This window comes from Cyclonatronum proteinivorum, from assembly GCF_003353065.1.
In the GTDB taxonomy this organism is placed as follows: Bacteria; Bacteroidota; Rhodothermia; order Balneolales; family Cyclonatronaceae; genus Cyclonatronum; species Cyclonatronum proteinivorum.
Genome location: NZ_CP027806.1, coordinates 4,105,275 through 4,122,135, shown reverse-complemented (window position 1 = coordinate 4,122,135; position 16,861 = coordinate 4,105,275). Strand labels below are relative to the sequence as shown.

Annotated in this window: 11 protein-coding genes; 6 read left to right on the top strand and 5 right to left on the bottom strand. The window is 52.3% G+C overall.

Translation table 11 applies throughout. The features are described 5' to 3' along the window. Positions 1 to 11: 11 nt before the first annotated feature. Together CYPRO_RS15695 and CYPRO_RS15690 are read right to left on the bottom strand one after the other, a co-directional pair. Entirely contained in the window at positions 12 to 575 is a 564-nt protein-coding gene (locus tag CYPRO_RS15695; protein WP_164682859.1) for an LPP20 family lipoprotein, read from the bottom strand. Positions 576 to 833: 258 nt separating this feature from the next. Continuing rightward, positions 834 to 1,886, bottom strand: coding sequence for a cytochrome-c peroxidase (locus tag CYPRO_RS15690; RefSeq protein WP_240644786.1), 1,053 nt, complete (start codon positions 1,884 to 1,886; stop codon positions 834 to 836). A 346-nt stretch (positions 1,887 to 2,232) separates the two neighbouring features. On the opposite strand from CYPRO_RS15690, the gene CYPRO_RS15685 reads away from it, so the two are divergent. The 6 genes from CYPRO_RS15685 (at position 2,233) to CYPRO_RS15660 (ending at position 12,099) form a co-directional block, all read left to right on the top strand. Further along, positions 2,233 to 3,486 (top strand): hypothetical protein, encoded by a 1,254-nt coding sequence (locus CYPRO_RS15685; protein WP_124245646.1) that lies wholly within the window; start codon positions 2,233 to 2,235, stop codon positions 3,484 to 3,486. A gap of 54 nt (positions 3,487 to 3,540) precedes the next feature. Then, complete coding sequence (locus CYPRO_RS15680) at positions 3,541 to 4,572, top strand: LPP20 family lipoprotein (RefSeq protein ID WP_114985509.1); 1,032 nt, start codon at positions 3,541 to 3,543, stop codon at positions 4,570 to 4,572. 62 nt (positions 4,573 to 4,634) lie between these two features. After that, positions 4,635 to 5,255: a penicillin-binding protein activator LpoB gene (locus CYPRO_RS15675; RefSeq protein ID WP_114985841.1), complete on the top strand. Its 621-nt coding sequence runs from the start codon at positions 4,635 to 4,637 to the stop codon at positions 5,253 to 5,255. 202 nt (positions 5,256 to 5,457) lie between these two features. Then, positions 5,458 to 6,765: an amidohydrolase family protein gene (locus CYPRO_RS15670; protein WP_114985508.1), complete on the top strand. Its 1,308-nt coding sequence runs from the start codon at positions 5,458 to 5,460 to the stop codon at positions 6,763 to 6,765. Beyond that, positions 6,762 to 7,988 carry an amidohydrolase family protein gene (locus CYPRO_RS15665; protein ID WP_114985507.1) on the top strand — a complete coding sequence of 409 codons (1,227 nt, stop codon included), beginning with the start codon at positions 6,762 to 6,764 and terminating at the stop codon, positions 7,986 to 7,988. The genes CYPRO_RS15670 and CYPRO_RS15665 overlap by 4 nt, the downstream gene beginning before the upstream one ends. A 295-nt stretch (positions 7,989 to 8,283) precedes the next feature. Next, positions 8,284 to 12,099, top strand: coding sequence for a M12 family metallo-peptidase (locus CYPRO_RS15660; protein WP_114985506.1), 3,816 nt, complete (start codon positions 8,284 to 8,286; stop codon positions 12,097 to 12,099). A 105-nt stretch (positions 12,100 to 12,204) separates the two neighbouring features. Here the strand turns inward: CYPRO_RS15660 and CYPRO_RS15655 are convergent, their stop codons facing one another. From CYPRO_RS15655 to CYPRO_RS15645, 3 genes are all read right to left on the bottom strand, one after another. After that, positions 12,205 to 12,840 (bottom strand): DUF4276 family protein, encoded by a 636-nt coding sequence (locus tag CYPRO_RS15655; RefSeq protein ID WP_114985505.1) that lies wholly within the window; start codon positions 12,838 to 12,840, stop codon positions 12,205 to 12,207. A gap of 2 nt (positions 12,841 to 12,842) precedes the next feature. Next, complete coding sequence (locus CYPRO_RS15650) at positions 12,843 to 13,922, bottom strand: AAA family ATPase (protein ID WP_114985504.1); 1,080 nt, start codon at positions 13,920 to 13,922, stop codon at positions 12,843 to 12,845. Between the two features lie 135 nt (positions 13,923 to 14,057). Beyond that, positions 14,058 to 16,682, bottom strand: coding sequence for a S9 family peptidase (locus CYPRO_RS15645; RefSeq protein ID WP_114985503.1), 2,625 nt, complete (start codon positions 16,680 to 16,682; stop codon positions 14,058 to 14,060). Positions 16,683 to 16,861 lie beyond the last annotated feature (179 nt).

Sequence of the window (16,861 nt, the reverse complement as noted above, 5' to 3'; positions counted from 1 at the left end):
CAGCCTTGCGTTTAGGGGCGGTTTCTCTGATCGCGGTACTCTTCAAGTTCGCGCTCAAGGTCGCGGAAGGCTTCGGTAGCCCGGAAGCGGGTGTAGAGGTTTTCGTTTTCACGAAGCCGCTGCATCATGGCTTCACTTGCCGCGCCAACGGGCATTTCAACCAGCACAAACGCGCGGTAAATGCTGCCTTCCTGACGAATTTCCTGATTGATGATCCGTGAACCTACCAGGGTTTCATCAGCGACCGCCTTATAGGCGTTAGTAAACTGATCGAGCAGTTCTGAATTTTCACCCAGGCCCACTTCTTCCTGAAAGCGGCGCTGCATACCACTCATTTTAACTTCAATTTGCTGTGCAATCTCAATTCTTGCTTCTGTTGCGGATTTAGTCACAGCAAGACTCATGTCACGGGAAGTCGTATTACCGGTACCGAAAAAATAATCATCATCGACCGGGGTGTTCAGAATCCATTCGGGCACAACAACATTGGTGATGGAGCTGCTGCTTGATGAACCGCAGGCGCCTGCAATCAGCATCAGACTAAGAAAAAGGGCGGGGATGTAAAGCTTATTCATAACGAATGTAGGTTTGGTTTGAGGTAGGAAAGAAAAAAAGGTAGGCTTAGGTCTCAGGTACATTTTGTACCGGAAGTATTGCTTAGAGTTGCAGGATACAACGCCCAAATTAAGAAAAATTTTACTAGGGTTTAAAAATACCCGCACATATGGTCAAAAAGAAAAAGCCCGGCGACTAAACCGGGCTTTCTGGAGAAAACCATGCGGGTTTTCATTATCACTAACTTTGCTACTAACTACAATGAATTATACTCAGGTTTATCTTCGCTGTGCGGGCGGGTTGCGCGGCAGGCTTGGATGTGCAATCATCGGGAATTCACCGGTTAAGGTGTTGAGGAATGCTACGATATCGTCAACTTCCTGCTCATTCAAGTCACGGTTTAACTGTGCGTGACCCATAATGGAAACGGCTTCTTCGAGGGTTGCTACGCTTCCGTCATGGAAGTAAGGATAGGTAAGGGCAACATTGCGAAGCGGTGCTACGCGGAACACGAACTGATCGCCGGGGTAGCCGGTAATGGCACCGCGGCCGACATCTTCGCCACCGAGGTGGGAGAATTCCATGAACAAGTTGCCGCCGAGCAGCGGACCGTGGTGACAGCTCGCGCAACCTGCGTCCTGGAAGAGCGAAAGACCGCGAAGCTCCTGATCATTCAGGATTTCATAATTACCGGCCAGATAATGGTCAAATGGTGAGCCCGGTGTGAGGAGGGTTCGCTCAAAGGCTGCAATGGCTTTGGCAAGATTTTCAAAAGTAAGCGGCTCTTCTTCATCCGGGAAAGCAGCTTCGAAATACGGCATGTAGCCGGTATTGTAAAGGCGGTTGATGGCTTCTTCTGGTGTGAGGTCCATTTCAACGTGTGCCTGAATCGGGCCTTTGGCCTGCTCTTCGAGGGTAGCAGCACGGCCATCCCAAAACTGCGCTTTCAGGAAAGCAGCATTAAATACGGTTGGCGAGTTTCTCGGACCAACCTGCGCGCCTTCGCCAATAGCTCGGGCCCGGTGATCAACACCGGCTGCACCAACTACGTGGCAGGAGTTACAGCTGATAATACCGGAACGGGAAAGTTTGGGCTCAAAAAAGAGCTTGTGGCCAAGATCAATACGTTCCGGGGTGCGGATATTGTCTTCCGGATCTTCAACATCATCCGGTAAAATTTCAAAAAGCGGATGTGGCGTCACAGGTGCTTCTGCGGTGCGGTCAGCCCCCTGCTGACAGCTTAGTAATCCGAAAACCGCAATCAGGGAAATAAGAACAATAAGCAGCATGGCCGGCTTGCTCTTTGTCTCAGAACTTAAATAATAGTACATATCGGAATATATTAAAGGTGTGATGTTCAAATGAGCTAAAGTCAAAGATGGCTTCTATTATAATATAGATATTCAAATTTATAAGCAAGCGGAACAGTCCGATTTAATGCCCTGCGTCTATATGCTCATATAAGCACAACAGATATGGTGAAGTCTGAAGGCTTCGAAATCTCCCCAAATTTAAGTGCACTTAAATCAATTGATGTTCGTATAATTGAGGTAATCATTTAACTCAGTTTTACGGATTTACGTGCATTTATTCCATTATCACAGAAATCTATTGGTTTGGGCGGTATTATTGCCGGTGGTTTTACTGTCAATTTCTGCCTGCGGAATGACCAATCTGATGGAAGCTCAAAATCAGCTCAGGGCTTCCTTTACCTCGGGCGATATAGCCGGGTCACAACAGTTGCTGGATCAGCTTGGCGCACGTGCATACCGGACACAAGATCAGGTATTACTTAATCTCGAGCTGGGTACCCTTCATTACTTTAATGGCAATCACGCGGAAAGTAAGGCCTACTTTATAAGTGCTGAGGAAGAAATAGACCGCTTGTTCGGTATTTCTGTAGAGCGAAACCTGCGGGCCTTCCTTGTAAATGATGGCGAACTTGAATATCAGGGCGAAGACTATGAAGATGTGATGATTAATTTGTTTAATGCCCTTTCTGCCATTCATTTAGGCGATCTGGAAGCCGCCACCGTAGAAGCCCGCCGCGCTTCCTTTAAACTTGAAAACTTATCTATCCGCTATGACGGACTGGTGGAAACCCTTTCGAGAAGCGACACCACAAGTACAGACACGAGCCCCGGTTGGGGGCGTGGCAGCACCAACATTCAGGCGAGTCCGTTCGGACACTTTCTGAGCTACGTTATTTTTTCCAGGCAGGGACGCGAAGATAACGCCCGTATTGAGTTCGACCGCTTTCAGCGAACCTTCTCCCGTAACTTCCCGGGGCAACGGTTTATTGAATCTTCCAGAGGAACAACTGCCGCTGTTCAGGGACGCGGCGCGCCGGAAGCCGGAAATGTTTTACTTCTCGGTTTTGGCGGACAAGCGCCAAGCAAGGTTTCCAATGAGCTGCGTATTTATTCGAATGACCTGCGTACCTATATAAAATATGCTGTCCCTTCGCTAAGGCAGCACCCCACAAGCATTCAGCGTGTCGAAGCCGTCATCAATGGTACGCAGACGGTCTCCATGCCTCTTTTAGATGATTTTGCCACAACGGCCGAAAGTGTTTTCCAGGTGCGGCGTCCGATTATCATAACAAGAGCCATCATCCGTTCAACGCTAAAACATGTCGCTAACCGTGCCGGACAGCGCGCAGCTGCAAGCGAGTTTGGGGAAGGCGGGCGTATTCTGGCGCGACTTGTCGGAACCATAGCTACGGAGCTCACAGAAGTTGCCGACCTGAGAAGCTGGCAGACCATGCCGGGCAGGGTGCACGGACAAACGGTACATCTGCCGCCCGGTACGCACGAAATCAAAATCCGATATTTTGACAGAACAAATCGTATCATCCATGAACTCGTGCAGCATGTAGACATTTCACCTGATAACAAGCTTCAGATTGCCGAAACATTTTTCCCGGGCTAAGTTTAATCCGGTTCAGGTTTTTTTCACTTTCCTGCATATTTAAACCCAAAATGTATGAAACAACTATTTACCATCCCGCTTACCCTGGCGCTCAGCATTATGCTGATTTCCTGTGCTTCCACGCCCCGAACGCCGCAATGGCTTACAAGTCCCGGCGATGTATACCCCGATCAGCAGTACCTGACCGCCATTGGTTCCGGCAGTTCACTGCAGGCTGCGCAGGATAACGCCGCCGGAAATCTCGCCCGTACCTTTCGGGCAGATGTTCAGGCAAGCCAAACCCTGGTTGATGATTTTCTCGAAACCATGCAGGGCGAAGATGTAAATCTGAACCGCATTACCAGCCTCATTTCCACCACGCAGGTTACTTCTGATTTAGAAATGCTCAACGTTCAGATGTATGAAACCCACCGCAGTCCGGAAGGGACCTACTACGTGCTGATCGGCTTTGAGCGCCTGCCGACTTCTATCATTTACTCCAGGGAAATCACCAGCAATGATATGGTGATTGAGTCGATTGTTGGTCAGGCGGAGCGCGATAACAGCGTGATTCGCAAAATGGGGTTTTACCGGGCCGCCCTCACCATCAGCCGCGTGAATGAAAACCTGTCGCAGCAGCGCGATCTGATTCTGGCGCGGTCTGTTCCGTTCAACACAGAAACGGAGCGCCGTTTAGAAATTGAGCGTAAACTGGATGAGCTTGCCGATCAGGCAACCGTGGAGATTCATACATCGGATGATTTCCCTCGTGAGCTCGACGGAGCCCTGCGCGGTGCATTTCAGGAGCTTGGGTTCAGAACGGGAGAAGGTGTCGGAAGTGCTTTGCTGAACGTTCGGGCAGATTTTCTGATGGAAGACACCGATCTCGGCCGTACCGACGCACACTTCAAACACTGGAGCCTGACGGTTGATATTCAGGATACCCAAACGAGAACCGATTTCAGTTCGTTTTTTCGGGAAGGCCGCACGGGTGCCGCAACGGAAGATCAGGCTTCCCGCAGAACAGCCCGCGACGCAAGGGCAGCTGTTGAGCGGCCCTTCAAAACGTTTCTCGAAGCACAGCTCCGTGAACTCATCCGGGACTGAGCATGTCTGCCAAAACCCTCAGTATTTATTCCATTTAATTTAGAAAACCTCTGATGTCCGATATGAAAACCCCATCTTTGATCCACAGCTTCATAATTGTGCTTAGCTTTCTTTTTGTGGCTTCCTGTGCCGGCGGGCCAAGCCAAACCGTGACCCGCGTTGGTGCTGATGAAGCCCCCGAGCTTTCAGGACGCTGGAATGACCGCGACGCCCGAATCGTCTCTGAAACGATGATTGGCGATGTGCTTCGCCGCCCCTGGCTGCAGCGCTTTAAAGACGCGCAGGACCGCGAACCGGTCGTTATTGTCGGCAGAGTACAAAACGACAGTATGGAGCACATCGATACCGAAGTCTTTACACGCGATCTTGAGCGGGAGCTCATCAATTCCGGGGAAGTCCGCTTTGTTGCCGGTGGAAACGTCCGCGCGGATATCCGGGAAGAGCGATCGCAGCAGCAGCAGTACGCATCCTTCGAAACCGTGAAAAACCTTGCACAGGAACTTGGCGCCGATTTCATGCTTGTCGGCAACATCAATTCCATCATCGATGAATCTGTTGACCGCCGGCAGGCCGTCATTTTTTACTCCGTGAATCTCGAGCTGGTAAATGTCGAAACCACCGAAAAGGTATGGATAGGCAATGAGCAAATCCGGAAGGTAATTGAGCGCCGCGCAATCCGTTAGTTTTTTTTCGGTTGATGTGGTACCGGGCCGGCTGCGTCATTTCCGGACAGGCCGTAAATCCGTAATTTTTCCAAACAACCCTCTTTGCAAGAATTAACAGGGCCGGGGGAAATGATAACACCCTCCGGCCCTGTGCTGTTGGTATAGGCAGATGCATTCTGTTACATTCAGTTTCGCACGTACTACTAACCAACCTTACACTATGATACCTAAAGTTAGCTACCGACTGTTGGGGGTTACGTTGTGCCTGCTGCTCATCCCGTTGGGGATGTATGCGCAGCAGGTGCCGGTCGCATTTGAGGGAGCGACCCTGTACCCCATTTCCTCAGAACCCATCGAAAACGGGGTTCTTGTTGTTCATGAAGGCAAAATTATAGCTGTTGGCGCGGCTGGATCGGTGAACATCCCGGCGGATGCTGAACGGCGCGATGCCAGCGGTTTCATTATTATGCCCGGCCTCGTTGATACGCATTCTCACATTGGCGGCGGCGATGGTGGAGACCGATCCTCCCCGATGCATCCCGATGTGCGCATTATGGATGCGATTGATGTTCGCTCCGATACCTTCAAAAAAGCCCGAACGGGCGGTGTTACGGTCGCAAACGTAATGCCCGGTTCCGGACACCTGCTCAGCGGTCAGACCATTTACTTAAAGCTGCGCGATGCCCGCACGGTTTACGACATGCTCATGCCCGACGCCCGTTTGCGTGATGGATTCGCCGGCGGAATAAAAATGGCCAATGGCACCAACCCGCTGCGTCAGCCGCCCTTTCCCGGTACACGTGCGCGTTCTGCTACCTTGCAGCGCGGGCTCTTTATTGAAGCACAGGCATATCAGCAGCGGCTGAGTGAGGAAGAAAATGTGCCCCGCAACCTGCGCCTTGAGCCAATTGTGGAAGCCCTGAACGGCGACAGAATTGTCCATTTTCACACACACCGGCATGATGACATCCTCACGGTACTGCGTATGCAGCGTGAATTTGGCTTTCGTGTGGTGCTGCACCACGTAACGGACGCCTGGCTTGTAGCTGATGAAATCGCAGCCGCCGGTGTTCCAAGCTCGATCATCGTGCTCGATACCCCGGGCGGGAAGCTCGAAGCCGTGAACCTGCTTTACAAATCCGGGCGCGTGCTCGAAGAAGCCGGTGCCGAGGTTTCCTTCCATACCGACGACAGCGTGACCGATTCCCGCCTGTTTTTCCGAATGGCGGCTTTTGCGGTTCGTGATGGCATGAGCCGCGAAAAAGCGCTCGAAGCACTGACCATCGCAGCGGCCCGGCAGCTCGATCTTGAAGACCGGGTTGGTTCGCTTGAGCCCGGCAAAGATGCCGATTTCATCCTCCTCACCGGCGACCCATTCAGCGTGTACACCCATGTGCAGCAAACCTGGGTGGAAGGCAATAAAGTATTTGATCGCGCCAATCCGGATCAGCTTCCCTATGCAACCGGCGGACATGAAGTGTACCGCGGGGACTATTTCGACCACTATTCCGCAGGAGGATCACAATGAAAGCGTATCCGAAAATGTATATGATGCTGCCGCTGATGCTTGGATGGTTGTTCGCGGCCTGTTCTGCCCCCGTTGCGCAGCTGAACGCTCAAGATATAGCCGTTAAAGGGGAAACCGTGTATACCATGGCCGGTGATCCGATCGAAAATGGTGTCGTGCTTATCCGCAATGGGCGTATCGATCGCGTAGGGCCGGCTTCCCGTGTGAGCATACCGGACGGCTTCGATGTTTACGAAGCCCCGTTTGTGACGCCCGGCATTATCGATACCCGTTCGGTTGTGGGGCTGTCCGGCATTCTGAATATTCCGCATGATCAGGATCAGCTCGAAACTTCGAACCCGTTTCAGCCCGATCTTCGTGCCATTGACGCCTACAATGCCCGCGAAGACCTCGTCGTATGGCTGCGAAATCTCGGCGTCACAACCGTTCACACCGGGCACGGACCCGGCGCCCTCGCCAGCGGGCAGACGCTTATCGCAAAAACATGGGGCCATACCGTGGAAGAAGCTGTCATAAATCCCGCAGCTATGGTGGCATTTACGCTCGGCCCGACGGTGAGTTCAAACTACGGCGGTTCGCCCGGTACGCGCTCCCGTATGATGGCCATGCTGCGTGCTGAGTTCATTAAAGCGCAGGAGTACAGCGCTCAGGAGAACCCGACCCGTGATTTAAAAATGGAAACCATGGTAAGCATACTCAACGGGGAAATGCGGGCGATGATCCATGCACATCAGGTGTCAGAAATGATGTCGGCCCTTCGTCTGCAGCAGGAGTTCGGCTTTGAGCTTGTACTTGAAGGGGCCTCTGAAGCCTATTTGCTGATTGATGAGCTGAAGGAGGCCGGCGTGCACATCATCCTGCACCCGACCATGGTGCGCACCCGGGGCGAAACCACCAACGCGGCCTTTAACACGGCGGCTAAGCTCGCCGAAGCCGGTATTCCCTTTACCTTCCAGAGCGGCTTTGAAGGCTACGTACCCAAAACCAGGGTCGTGCACTTTGAAACCGCAATTGCAGTTGCAAACGGACTGCCCTTTGAGCATGGGCTGCGTGCACTCACTATTGACGCCGCCCGCTTCCTCGGCATAGACGACCGCACAGGTTCGCTCGAACGGGGTAAAGATGCCGACGTAGTGCTGTGGGAAGGCGATCCGTTTGAGTACACAAGCCGGGTATGCACGGTCATCATCAACGGGGAACTGGCAAGTAACCGCTGTCAGTAAGCCATAGCGCAGGAGCTATTCCTTAGTGCTTATTTGTAATAACAATACTTTTAAAAAGAGCAAAGAAACATATAACTTTAAAATTAGCTTCCCGCCGGGCATAGCAGAATCTTACGACCTGATTGCCCGGCGGATGCTTTCAAGCCCCGTTCCGCTCACAAACAACCCTGCGTCTATTAAATGAAGCACCTGACTCAGACTGAAATGCTATACTTAATTTCGGCTAAATCGGGTGCTTTTAGATAAGGCCTTTAGCTGTGCAGGGTTTACCTCAACACTAAGATTATCTCACATTATGAAAAGTAGTATACCATTGTTTAAAATGATGCTTGTACTCGTAGTTGTGCTTCCGCTTTTTGCCGGTGCACCTCTGCAGGCACAGCAAAGCAGCGATTCCTTCTGGCGCTTCACGGAAGTTTCCCAGGCAGTAGAGAGTCAGCGCGACGTACATCCTGTGGCTTACAAATCCGCTGAGCTCAGCCTCCAAAATCTTAAAACGGAGCTTGCAACGGCCCCTAAGCAGGCTGCAGGGCGGATTTTACAGGGAGCTCAAATTACATTACCCATGCCCGATGGAAGCCTGCAGCGTTTTTATGCGGTAGCGTCTTCGGTTATGGAAGAAGGGCTTGCGGCGAGGTTTCCTGATTTCAAAACATACCGCGTAGGTGGTATTGATGATCCGACTGCCTACGGACGAATCAGTTTTACAGCCGCCGGCTTCCACGGTATGATCCGCAGTGCCTCGGGAACCTTTTATATTGATCCGTTCTCAGCGCAGCAGCCTGAGTTGGTGATGGTTTACAACCGTGAAAACTATGTTGTCTCATTCCGGCAGCGCATGGGTGTTGAGCAGCACGAGCCCATCGTACATGATGAGGCCATCAAACGCGAGGCTGAAGCAGCCATCTATAAAGAAGCGCCGGCCTTCAGCGGCACAGAGCTGCGTACCTACCGCCTCGCGATGGCAGCAACGGCACAGTATACCACCTTCCATAGTCAGCCAAACCGCTGTGCAACACCTGATGATCCGATTGCCTGCGCTATGGCCGCTATCGTGGTTGCCATGAACAGGGTAAATGGTTTGTATGAAACCGAGGTATCCTCCAACATGGTGCTGATTGACAATAATGAGATTCTGATCTCTACAAATCCGTCAGATTATGCTAACAATAATGGTTTTACGATGCTCGGGCAAAATCAGGCCAGAATTGACAACCTGATTGGCCCTGCGAACTATGATATTGGTCACGTATTCTCAACCGGTGGCGGCGGGGTTGCCGCTTTAGGATCTGTGTGTGTGAACGGGCAGAAAGCGCGCGGTGTGACGGGGCTTCCTCAGCCGATTAACGATCCGTTTTACATTGATTTCGTTGCCCATGAAATCGGCCATCAGTACAATGCGTTGCACACCTTTAATGGTACAGCCGGCAGTTGCGGTTCGAATCGTACGGCGGGTGGTGCTTATGAGCCGGGTAGCGGCAGTACCATTATGGGATACGCAGGAATTTGCGGGGCACATAACCTTCAGTTCACCACAGATCCGTATTTCCATCTTTTCAGTATTATTCAGATGTCGAATTTTGCCCACAGTGGTACAGGCAGCAATTGCGGAGAAACGACACCAACAGGAAATGAACCCCCTGTTGTAGAGGGTGGTCTTACAGGACTTACCATGCCGGTCAGCACGCCTTTCATCCTGGAGGGTTCCGGCGTGGATCCGCAGGGCAACGAGCTCGTCTTCACCTGGGAGCAGTTCGACCTCGGGCCTGCAGGTGCGCCTACACAGCCGGTAGGCAATGCGCCCTTATTCCGCTCGTTCCCGGGTAATGAAGAACCGGTCCGTATGTTTCCTCGTCTTCAAAATGTACTGAGCGGTAACCCCAGTATTGGTGAATTCCTGCCCAACTATAACAGAAATATGCGTTTCCGCCTTTCGGCACGCGATAACTTTCAGGGCGGTGGTGGCGTTGGTTTCGCAGAAGTGCAGTTCGCTGTAACAGAAGCTGCCGGACCATTTATTGTACCGGTACCCGCACAAGGGACGAACTGGCGAGCCGGCACTGTATCACTTGTGGCCTGGGATGTAGCCAACACCAACGCAGACCCAATTAACGCTGAAACCGTAAGCATTTACTTCTCTACAGACGGAGGGGAAAACTTTGATACTATACTTGCGGAAAATGTGCCCAACAACGGGGCCGCTTTTGTAACCGTACCTGACGGCCTGAACACCTCTGATGCCCGCATAAAGGTAAAAGCTGACAATCACATCTTTTTCAATGTTTCCAGACCTGACTTCTCGGTTTCGGTGGATGCCCCGCTGCCGGTCGTACAGGTACCGGATGCACCGATTGAGTCAGATGCAAGCACCGCCGAAGTTTTTGAAGGAAGCTTTTCTGTAAGTGCCAGCGGTGGAGCTACTTACAATTATACAGTTTCAGCGACTTTTGAAGACCTTCCGGATGGTACTCTCCCGCTACCCGCAGAAGCCATCAGCTTTGAAAGTCCGGCGGGCTTTGTGCCAAGCGGACAGTCACGTACGATCAACTTTACGGTTGATACCAGCGCACTTGATGAGGAGCTGTACGCTTTCGGGGTTACGCTTACCTCTGATCCGCTGGTTGGCAACGAAACGGTAACGGTCATTCTCGATGTGCGTGAGCGCGTAACCTTACAGCGTTTCCTTTCCGGAGGAGAAGGCTGGCGTATCGTTTCCCCACCTGTTGAAGGGGCTACCCTTGGTGAAACCCTTTCCAACTTCGCCACACAGGGATTCCCCGGTGCGGATGAAGCTACGGGAGAGCCTTCTGTTTATGTGATGGGCTCAACCGGTCTGGTCGCTGCGCCTTCAGCAGACTACGAGCTGCAGGCCGGTGAGGCCCTGTTGACCTACATCTTCGGGGACGATCTGCCGGGCTTTATCCGTGGCATTGGTTTTCTTAACCGCTCTCCTTTCGTCAGACCGCTCACCAATCAATTGATTTTCCCGATAGGTGGTGCTGCGGGCTCTCCGCAGCAGGGCTGGAACCTCCTTGGCAACCCCTACAATACGGCCATTAACCTTGGTCGTATTTCAGAGGACAACCTGGCCAACGTATCCCGTTCATTCCAGGTTTGGGTGCCTTCCCTGAATGGCGGAAACGGCGGCTTCATTGCATGGAATGGGCATGATTACTTCCCCGCTGGCGTACCAACCGGACAGAAGTTTACCGGACAGATCAACGCTTTCGAGGGCTTCTGGGCACGGGCACGCGGCGGCAATGCTAGTATTGTTTTTGATCAGGAAGAACTTACGGATGGCAGTATGCGCAGCAACCCCTTTGCGGCCTACTACACCTTCACCCTTACAAGCGGAGATTTCACCAGCTATAAAGTTGTGATGTTCTCTGAAGATGGAGATGCCGGCTACGATGATTATGATGCAGATTTGCTCAGCTCAGTGAGTGATGAATTCCTTTACCTGTATTCCGTTGCAAATAATCGACCCAGAACGATTAACTCTTTGCCCTTAAATACCGCTGATACGGTAGTTGAGCTGCCCATGCATTTTGACGCAAGCTTTGCCGGGGATCTCACTCTTTCGCTGGTCAATATTTCAGGGGAAGCCGATAACTTCAATGCGTTCAGCCTTGTGGATCAGGTGACGGGCGAAACCATAAGTATGGGGCTGGGCGACAGCTACACCTTTACCTTTGAGCCGGAAGAGGAAGCCGCACCGGCGCAGCTGAACCCGCTGCCAAATCTTCCGGGTTACAACATTCCGAGCGGCACAACGTCGCGCTTTGTGGGACAGTTTGACCTAAGCCCGCCCGTCGTGAACGTTGACGAAGAAACCCTGGATGTTCCGACTACGGTTGAGCTGCGTCAGAACTATCCGAACCCCTTCAACCCAACAACCAACATCACCTTCGGGCTGCCGCAAAGCGGTGACGTTCGTCTCGATGTGTTTAATGTTGCGGGTCAGCGCGTTGCTACGCTGGTGAACACCCAAATGACGAGCGGTTTCCACACCGTAACTTTCGACGCTTCAAGACTGTCATCAGGCGTGTATCTCTACCGCCTGGAAACCAACGGTCAGGTGCGTACGGAGAAAATGACCCTCATCAAGTAACTTCAAGCTGAATTTGCGCTACAAGGCGCTTCAGCAAGCACTCTATAAAAAAGCCCGCCTCCGGATCATATATTCGGGGGCGGGCTTTGTTTTTGGATAAAATTATCACAGGTTTTCGAGTTTGGTTATCCACCTGTTAAAATGAGGGCAAGCGGCGCGGATGGTTTCGAGGCCGGCTTCGAGGGCAATCAGGCTTCCAAACAAAACTTTATCATAGCCGCGCCATAGCTGCAAAATTCTTTTTGACGGCGCTGTTGCATGGCCGCCATCGATTTCTTCGGGGGTGTCAAATTGCTGTCTGATCTTTTGAATCTGAGCAGGTATTTCAGGGGCATCTGTAAAAACAGCGAAAGCATCGGGAGAGCTAAAGAGCAATCCTTCAAACTCGTGGACAATGATATTTGCGATGAGGTTCGGAGCGGCAATATCTTGCTCAAAAGCAGCTTCAGCAGCGTTAATAGTGTCCGCAAGTTGCTGAAATCGCTCAAAAATGGGGAAATCTTGCGGAAGACCGTAAAAATCAATCATGGTCGTAATCCATGCTGAGGGGTCTTCCTTACATTTGCGGATGAGTTGGCGTTTGATTTTCCCGTAGGTGACAACACCCCCTCTCCCGGACGAGCTTGTTTTCAGCAATACCGGGTAGATCCAAATCGAAAGCCCCTGGAAGTGAGGGGCTAAAACGGTCCGAACGAAGGTCTCCTCCGTTTGACCTTCACAAAAAATGATGACGCGTTTCACCTTCAGGGTCTCCCGCCGAGGAGGTTTTTTTGCCAAAGTTCACCGAGGGAATATTCTTCCATCCATTCTTCAAAATCCTTAGCGTCAGGCCGAAAAAAGTGCGTCAAGCCGTTTTTACGCTCAGCGATGATCACATGCTCTAATTCAACCTGATTAAGCAGTTCGGTTGATTGTGTTGAAATGATGAGCTGTTTTTTTACGGAAACTGAGCGCAGCATGGACGCAAGTACTTGTATGGCATAGGGATGCAGGCCGAGTTCAGGTTCGTCAATTAGGATAGTTTCCGGCTGGAGCTCTTCTGGCTGTAAAAGCAGGGTAGCCAGACAAATGAACCGGAGGGTTCCGTCTGATAGAATGTGTGCTTTAAACGGGATATCGTTTCCCTGTTCAAGCCACTCTAACTCAATTTTTTCAGGATGATAAGGATTGGGCTCCAGAAGGAAGTTTCCAAAAAAAGGAGCAACAAGCTGTAGTGTTTTGAGAATACGATGAAAATGCTGAGGGTACTTATTTTTCAGAAAGTACAAAAAAGCTGCAAGGTTTGAGCCGTCGGCTCTCAGTGCCCGGTAGTCGTTCAGATTGCCAAGTTGTTTGAGCCGCGCATTCTCCCCTGTATCGTGAAAGTGATAGACGCGCCAGTACTTTATTTGCTGCATGAATGACGTGCTTCCGTTGGCCTGCGTACCTTTTTGATCGGGAAAAATGCTTTCAGCATGACCCAAAGCAACCTCTTGGTCTCCATTGAACGGGCTGATGATTTCTTCTGAAAAGATAAGCTTGTTGTCAGCTGTAGGGGCAAGGGTAAAGCGGTAAGAATGTTCTTCGAAAAATAGCTGACCACCTAAATTCGGGCTTACAGAACGACCAAAATGCAGCAGGGCGTCGGGCCCGCCCTGCTTTCCAACATAAAACTGCAGATTATGGCTAAAAAGGTGCCGGAGAAGCCGAAAAAAGCTGATAAAATTGGATTTGCCAGCACCGTTCGGGCCAATCAAAATATTGAGCTTTCCTAACGCAAGGTCGCAGGATTGGATGGATTTGTATCCGGTTATCCTTATTCGGGAAATCTGATGCGGCATCATAAAGCAGCTGTTTAGCCCTTCGTTTTTGGTTTGACTCCGGAATAAGTTAACTATTCCCGTGGGCATCCGCATTCACAGCCTTTGCGCGGAAATGGTTAACTCGAGCCGGGTGTAACCAACTTGTTCTACCATCCATCAATCCGGATACTTATGATTCCACCACTCAGGCTGATCTTTCAGGTAGCGGTCGAAGTAGCTGATGATGGTGTTTTTCCAGAGGATGAATTTGTTGTAGTCCACGATATGGTGGTCCTGATCGGCTATGGTGACATACTCTACGTCGGCGCCGAGCAGGGTGAGGGCGGTGAAGAATTGCATGCTTTCCGAGGGCGGCACGTTGGTGTCGGAAAGTCCGTGCAGCAGCAGCAGCGGGGTGCGAACGCGGTCGGCCCGGAAGATGGGACTCTGATCGACGTAAATTTCGGGGCTATCCCATGGGAAGGAATTGGCCGAAGCGACGGAGCTGTACAGGTAGCCCCAGAAGCCGTCGCCCCAGTAGCTCGTGATGTTGCTGATACCCGCATGGGAGACCGCAGCGGCAAACATGTCGGTTTCGGTGAGCAGCAGCATGGTCATAAACCCGCCGAAGGAGGCGCCAATGGCACCTACGCGCTCGCGGTCAGCGTAGGGATGCGCGTCGAGGAAGCCTTTCACGCTCTCGATGATTTCCCCCGAAACCCGGATGCCCCAGTCATTGAGGTGCCGCTGCGAGAATTCCTGACCAAAGCCCGTCGTACCGCTTGGCTGCAGGACATACACGATGTAACCGTGCGCTGCATACAGCTCCTTGGGGTAGCGACCGGAAAAGGCGCGGCTGACCGGCGCGGTGCCGCCGTAGTAGTACACGATGACGGGATACTGACGGCTTTCATCAAAATCGATGGGGTAGTACACGTGTCCGTCAATTTCGGTGCCATCCTCGAGGGTGAAGACCCAGTCGCGGGAGCTGCCGAAGCGCACATGCCGGTAGGTGTCGGCAGCCGCAAAGTGAATCATGTTGGCGCGGTCGCGGCGCAGGTCGAAGGTGTAGGCTTTGTGTGGATCGTTGATGCCGTGCCCGATATAAGCCGCCCGGCGGGCATTTGAAGCCACTGTAAATCCGGAGGTTACATCAACGCCGGTATCGAGCCGCTCGAAGCGGTCGTTGCGGACATCATAGCGGAAAACCGCGGTGCGGCTCTTTTCCCCGCCGGTGATGTAGATGTGACGCCCGTCGTGCCCCCATTGCGCGCTGCTTACATTGGGATCAAGCTGACGCGTGATGCTGCGGACTTCACGGGTTTGCAGGTCGAAGAGGTAAGCCTGCGAGTCGTAGTCGTTGGCAAGGCCTTCCACGGTGCGCCCGGTATCGCCGAAGGCGTTGGGGCTGCCGGTGAGCAGGAGCTGACGGCCATCGGGGGAGAAGCTGCCGCCCCCAACCCAGGGCGCTTCGAACAGGGTTTCGGTCTCGAGGGTGCGGAGGTCCATCAGCAGCATTTCGGCGTAGGTGAAGGGCCGTGTGCTGTAGTCCACATGGGTGCGGCTGAACACGAGCTGCGTGCCGTCGGGACTGATGCCGCCCATGCCGGTGCTCAGGATGCCGGCAGTGAGACGCTCCGTTGCCCCGGTCGCGGGGTCAAGACGAAAAATGAAGCTTCGGTGCCGCCAGGTCGGGTAGCGGTCGTGCATGCCGTCGAGCCGCTGAACGCCGGTGCTGTTGGCCGCGGGACGCTCCTGCGCAGTAAACAGCAGGAAGCTGTTGTCCGGCCCCCACTGATGCCCGCCGAGATGCTCTACATCCTGCAAAATAGGTTCGTGCGTACCGGCTTTCAGGTCAATCTGCCAGATGGTACCCTTGTTTCCGCTTCGGGTAGTGTAGGTGAGGATGTGATCTTTATCCGACCAGTTGATGCCGGTGATGCGCATGCCGCCGCGCCAGGTCTGTACCGTTTCACCGGTTTCGAAATTGCGCAGCTCGATCCAGTTGTCCCAGCTACCGGTTTCGGGATTGCCCTGTCGCACGACGACGGCCACATAGGTGCCTTCAGCGGAAATGGAGATGCCGGTCGTTTCGGGCAGCGTCATCAGGTGATCAAGCGCAAGCGGACGCTGCGGGGAGGTCGAAACCGTGAAGGCATCCTCATAAACAGCATCATAGGATAGCTTTGCGGAAAAGCCTGAGCTGACTTCTGTATCGTTGCCGGACATCAGCTTTACCAGAATGGTGTGCCGCCCCCGCTCAAGCTGCAGGTTTTGGGTGAGGGTTCCGGCATCGGCATCTCCGCTTTGGATGCTCGTTTTGGTATTCATGCGCTCCCCGTTCACATACAGCGCCATCGCATGAGGAGAGGTCAGGGTGAGGTTAGATTCCGTCCACCGGTTGGTGTGAAGCTGTGTTGCAAGGTAGTAGGTATGAAACTGATGCGCCTCTTCAGCAACTGAGAAGGTTTCATTTCCGGTTTCGAAGGCACGCTCATGCCATCGGATACTCGTGCCGAAACGGTTAAGCAGCTCCGTACCGCTGACGGGATCGATATCGGCCGGGGAAATGAGTTCGGTATCCATGAGCTCACGCAGCCCAAAAGTGTTGCCGCGAATATTGGAGACATCGTGGAAAGCCGGCAGGATTTGTAAAACGGGGCCAGCCTGCAGCCACTGCGTTACATCAAGCTGATCCTTCTCAGGGGTATCAGTACTTGCCGAAGCTTTGGCAGTCAGCAGAACGGACAGCAGTATGAAAACAACTAAAAAGCGATTTTTCAAAAAGTTGTGTACAGTCATAGTCAGATAAAGAAAAGTGAATTTTGTGGCAGGCTTACAGCCTGAGCGGGATTAATCAATTTAAAATAACACATTCCGCTTATGCCAAAAACGGGGTGGATTCCTTTAGCTGAAAAAATGAATAAAAAACAATGCTTTCGTTAAAAAAAGCGTCAAAACAGCATGGAGCCTTCTGATCT

Bases quoted from the DNA above. Each gene is read 5' to 3' on its own strand.
- CYPRO_RS15680 (WP_114985509.1), top strand. From the start codon at position 3,541: ATGAAACAACTATTTACCATCCCGCTTACCCTGGCGCTCAGCATTATG.
- CYPRO_RS15650 (WP_114985504.1), bottom strand. From the start codon at position 13,922: ATGATGCCGCATCAGATTTCCCGAATAAGGATAACCGGATACAAATCC.
- CYPRO_RS15695 (WP_164682859.1), bottom strand. From the start codon at position 575: ATGAATAAGCTTTACATCCCCGCCCTTTTTCTTAGTCTGATGCTGATT.
- CYPRO_RS15690 (WP_240644786.1), bottom strand. From the start codon at position 1,886: ATGTACTATTATTTAAGTTCTGAGACAAAGAGCAAGCCGGCCATGCTG.
- CYPRO_RS15670 (WP_114985508.1), top strand. From the start codon at position 5,458: ATGATACCTAAAGTTAGCTACCGACTGTTGGGGGTTACGTTGTGCCTG.
- CYPRO_RS15660 (WP_114985506.1), top strand. From the start codon at position 8,284: ATGAAAAGTAGTATACCATTGTTTAAAATGATGCTTGTACTCGTAGTT.
- CYPRO_RS15675 (WP_114985841.1), top strand. From the start codon at position 4,635: ATGAAAACCCCATCTTTGATCCACAGCTTCATAATTGTGCTTAGCTTT.
- CYPRO_RS15665 (WP_114985507.1), top strand. From the start codon at position 6,762: ATGAAAGCGTATCCGAAAATGTATATGATGCTGCCGCTGATGCTTGGA.
- CYPRO_RS15645 (WP_114985503.1), bottom strand. From the start codon at position 16,682: ATGACTGTACACAACTTTTTGAAAAATCGCTTTTTAGTTGTTTTCATA.
- CYPRO_RS15685 (WP_124245646.1), top strand. From the start codon at position 2,233: ATGGAAGCTCAAAATCAGCTCAGGGCTTCCTTTACCTCGGGCGATATA.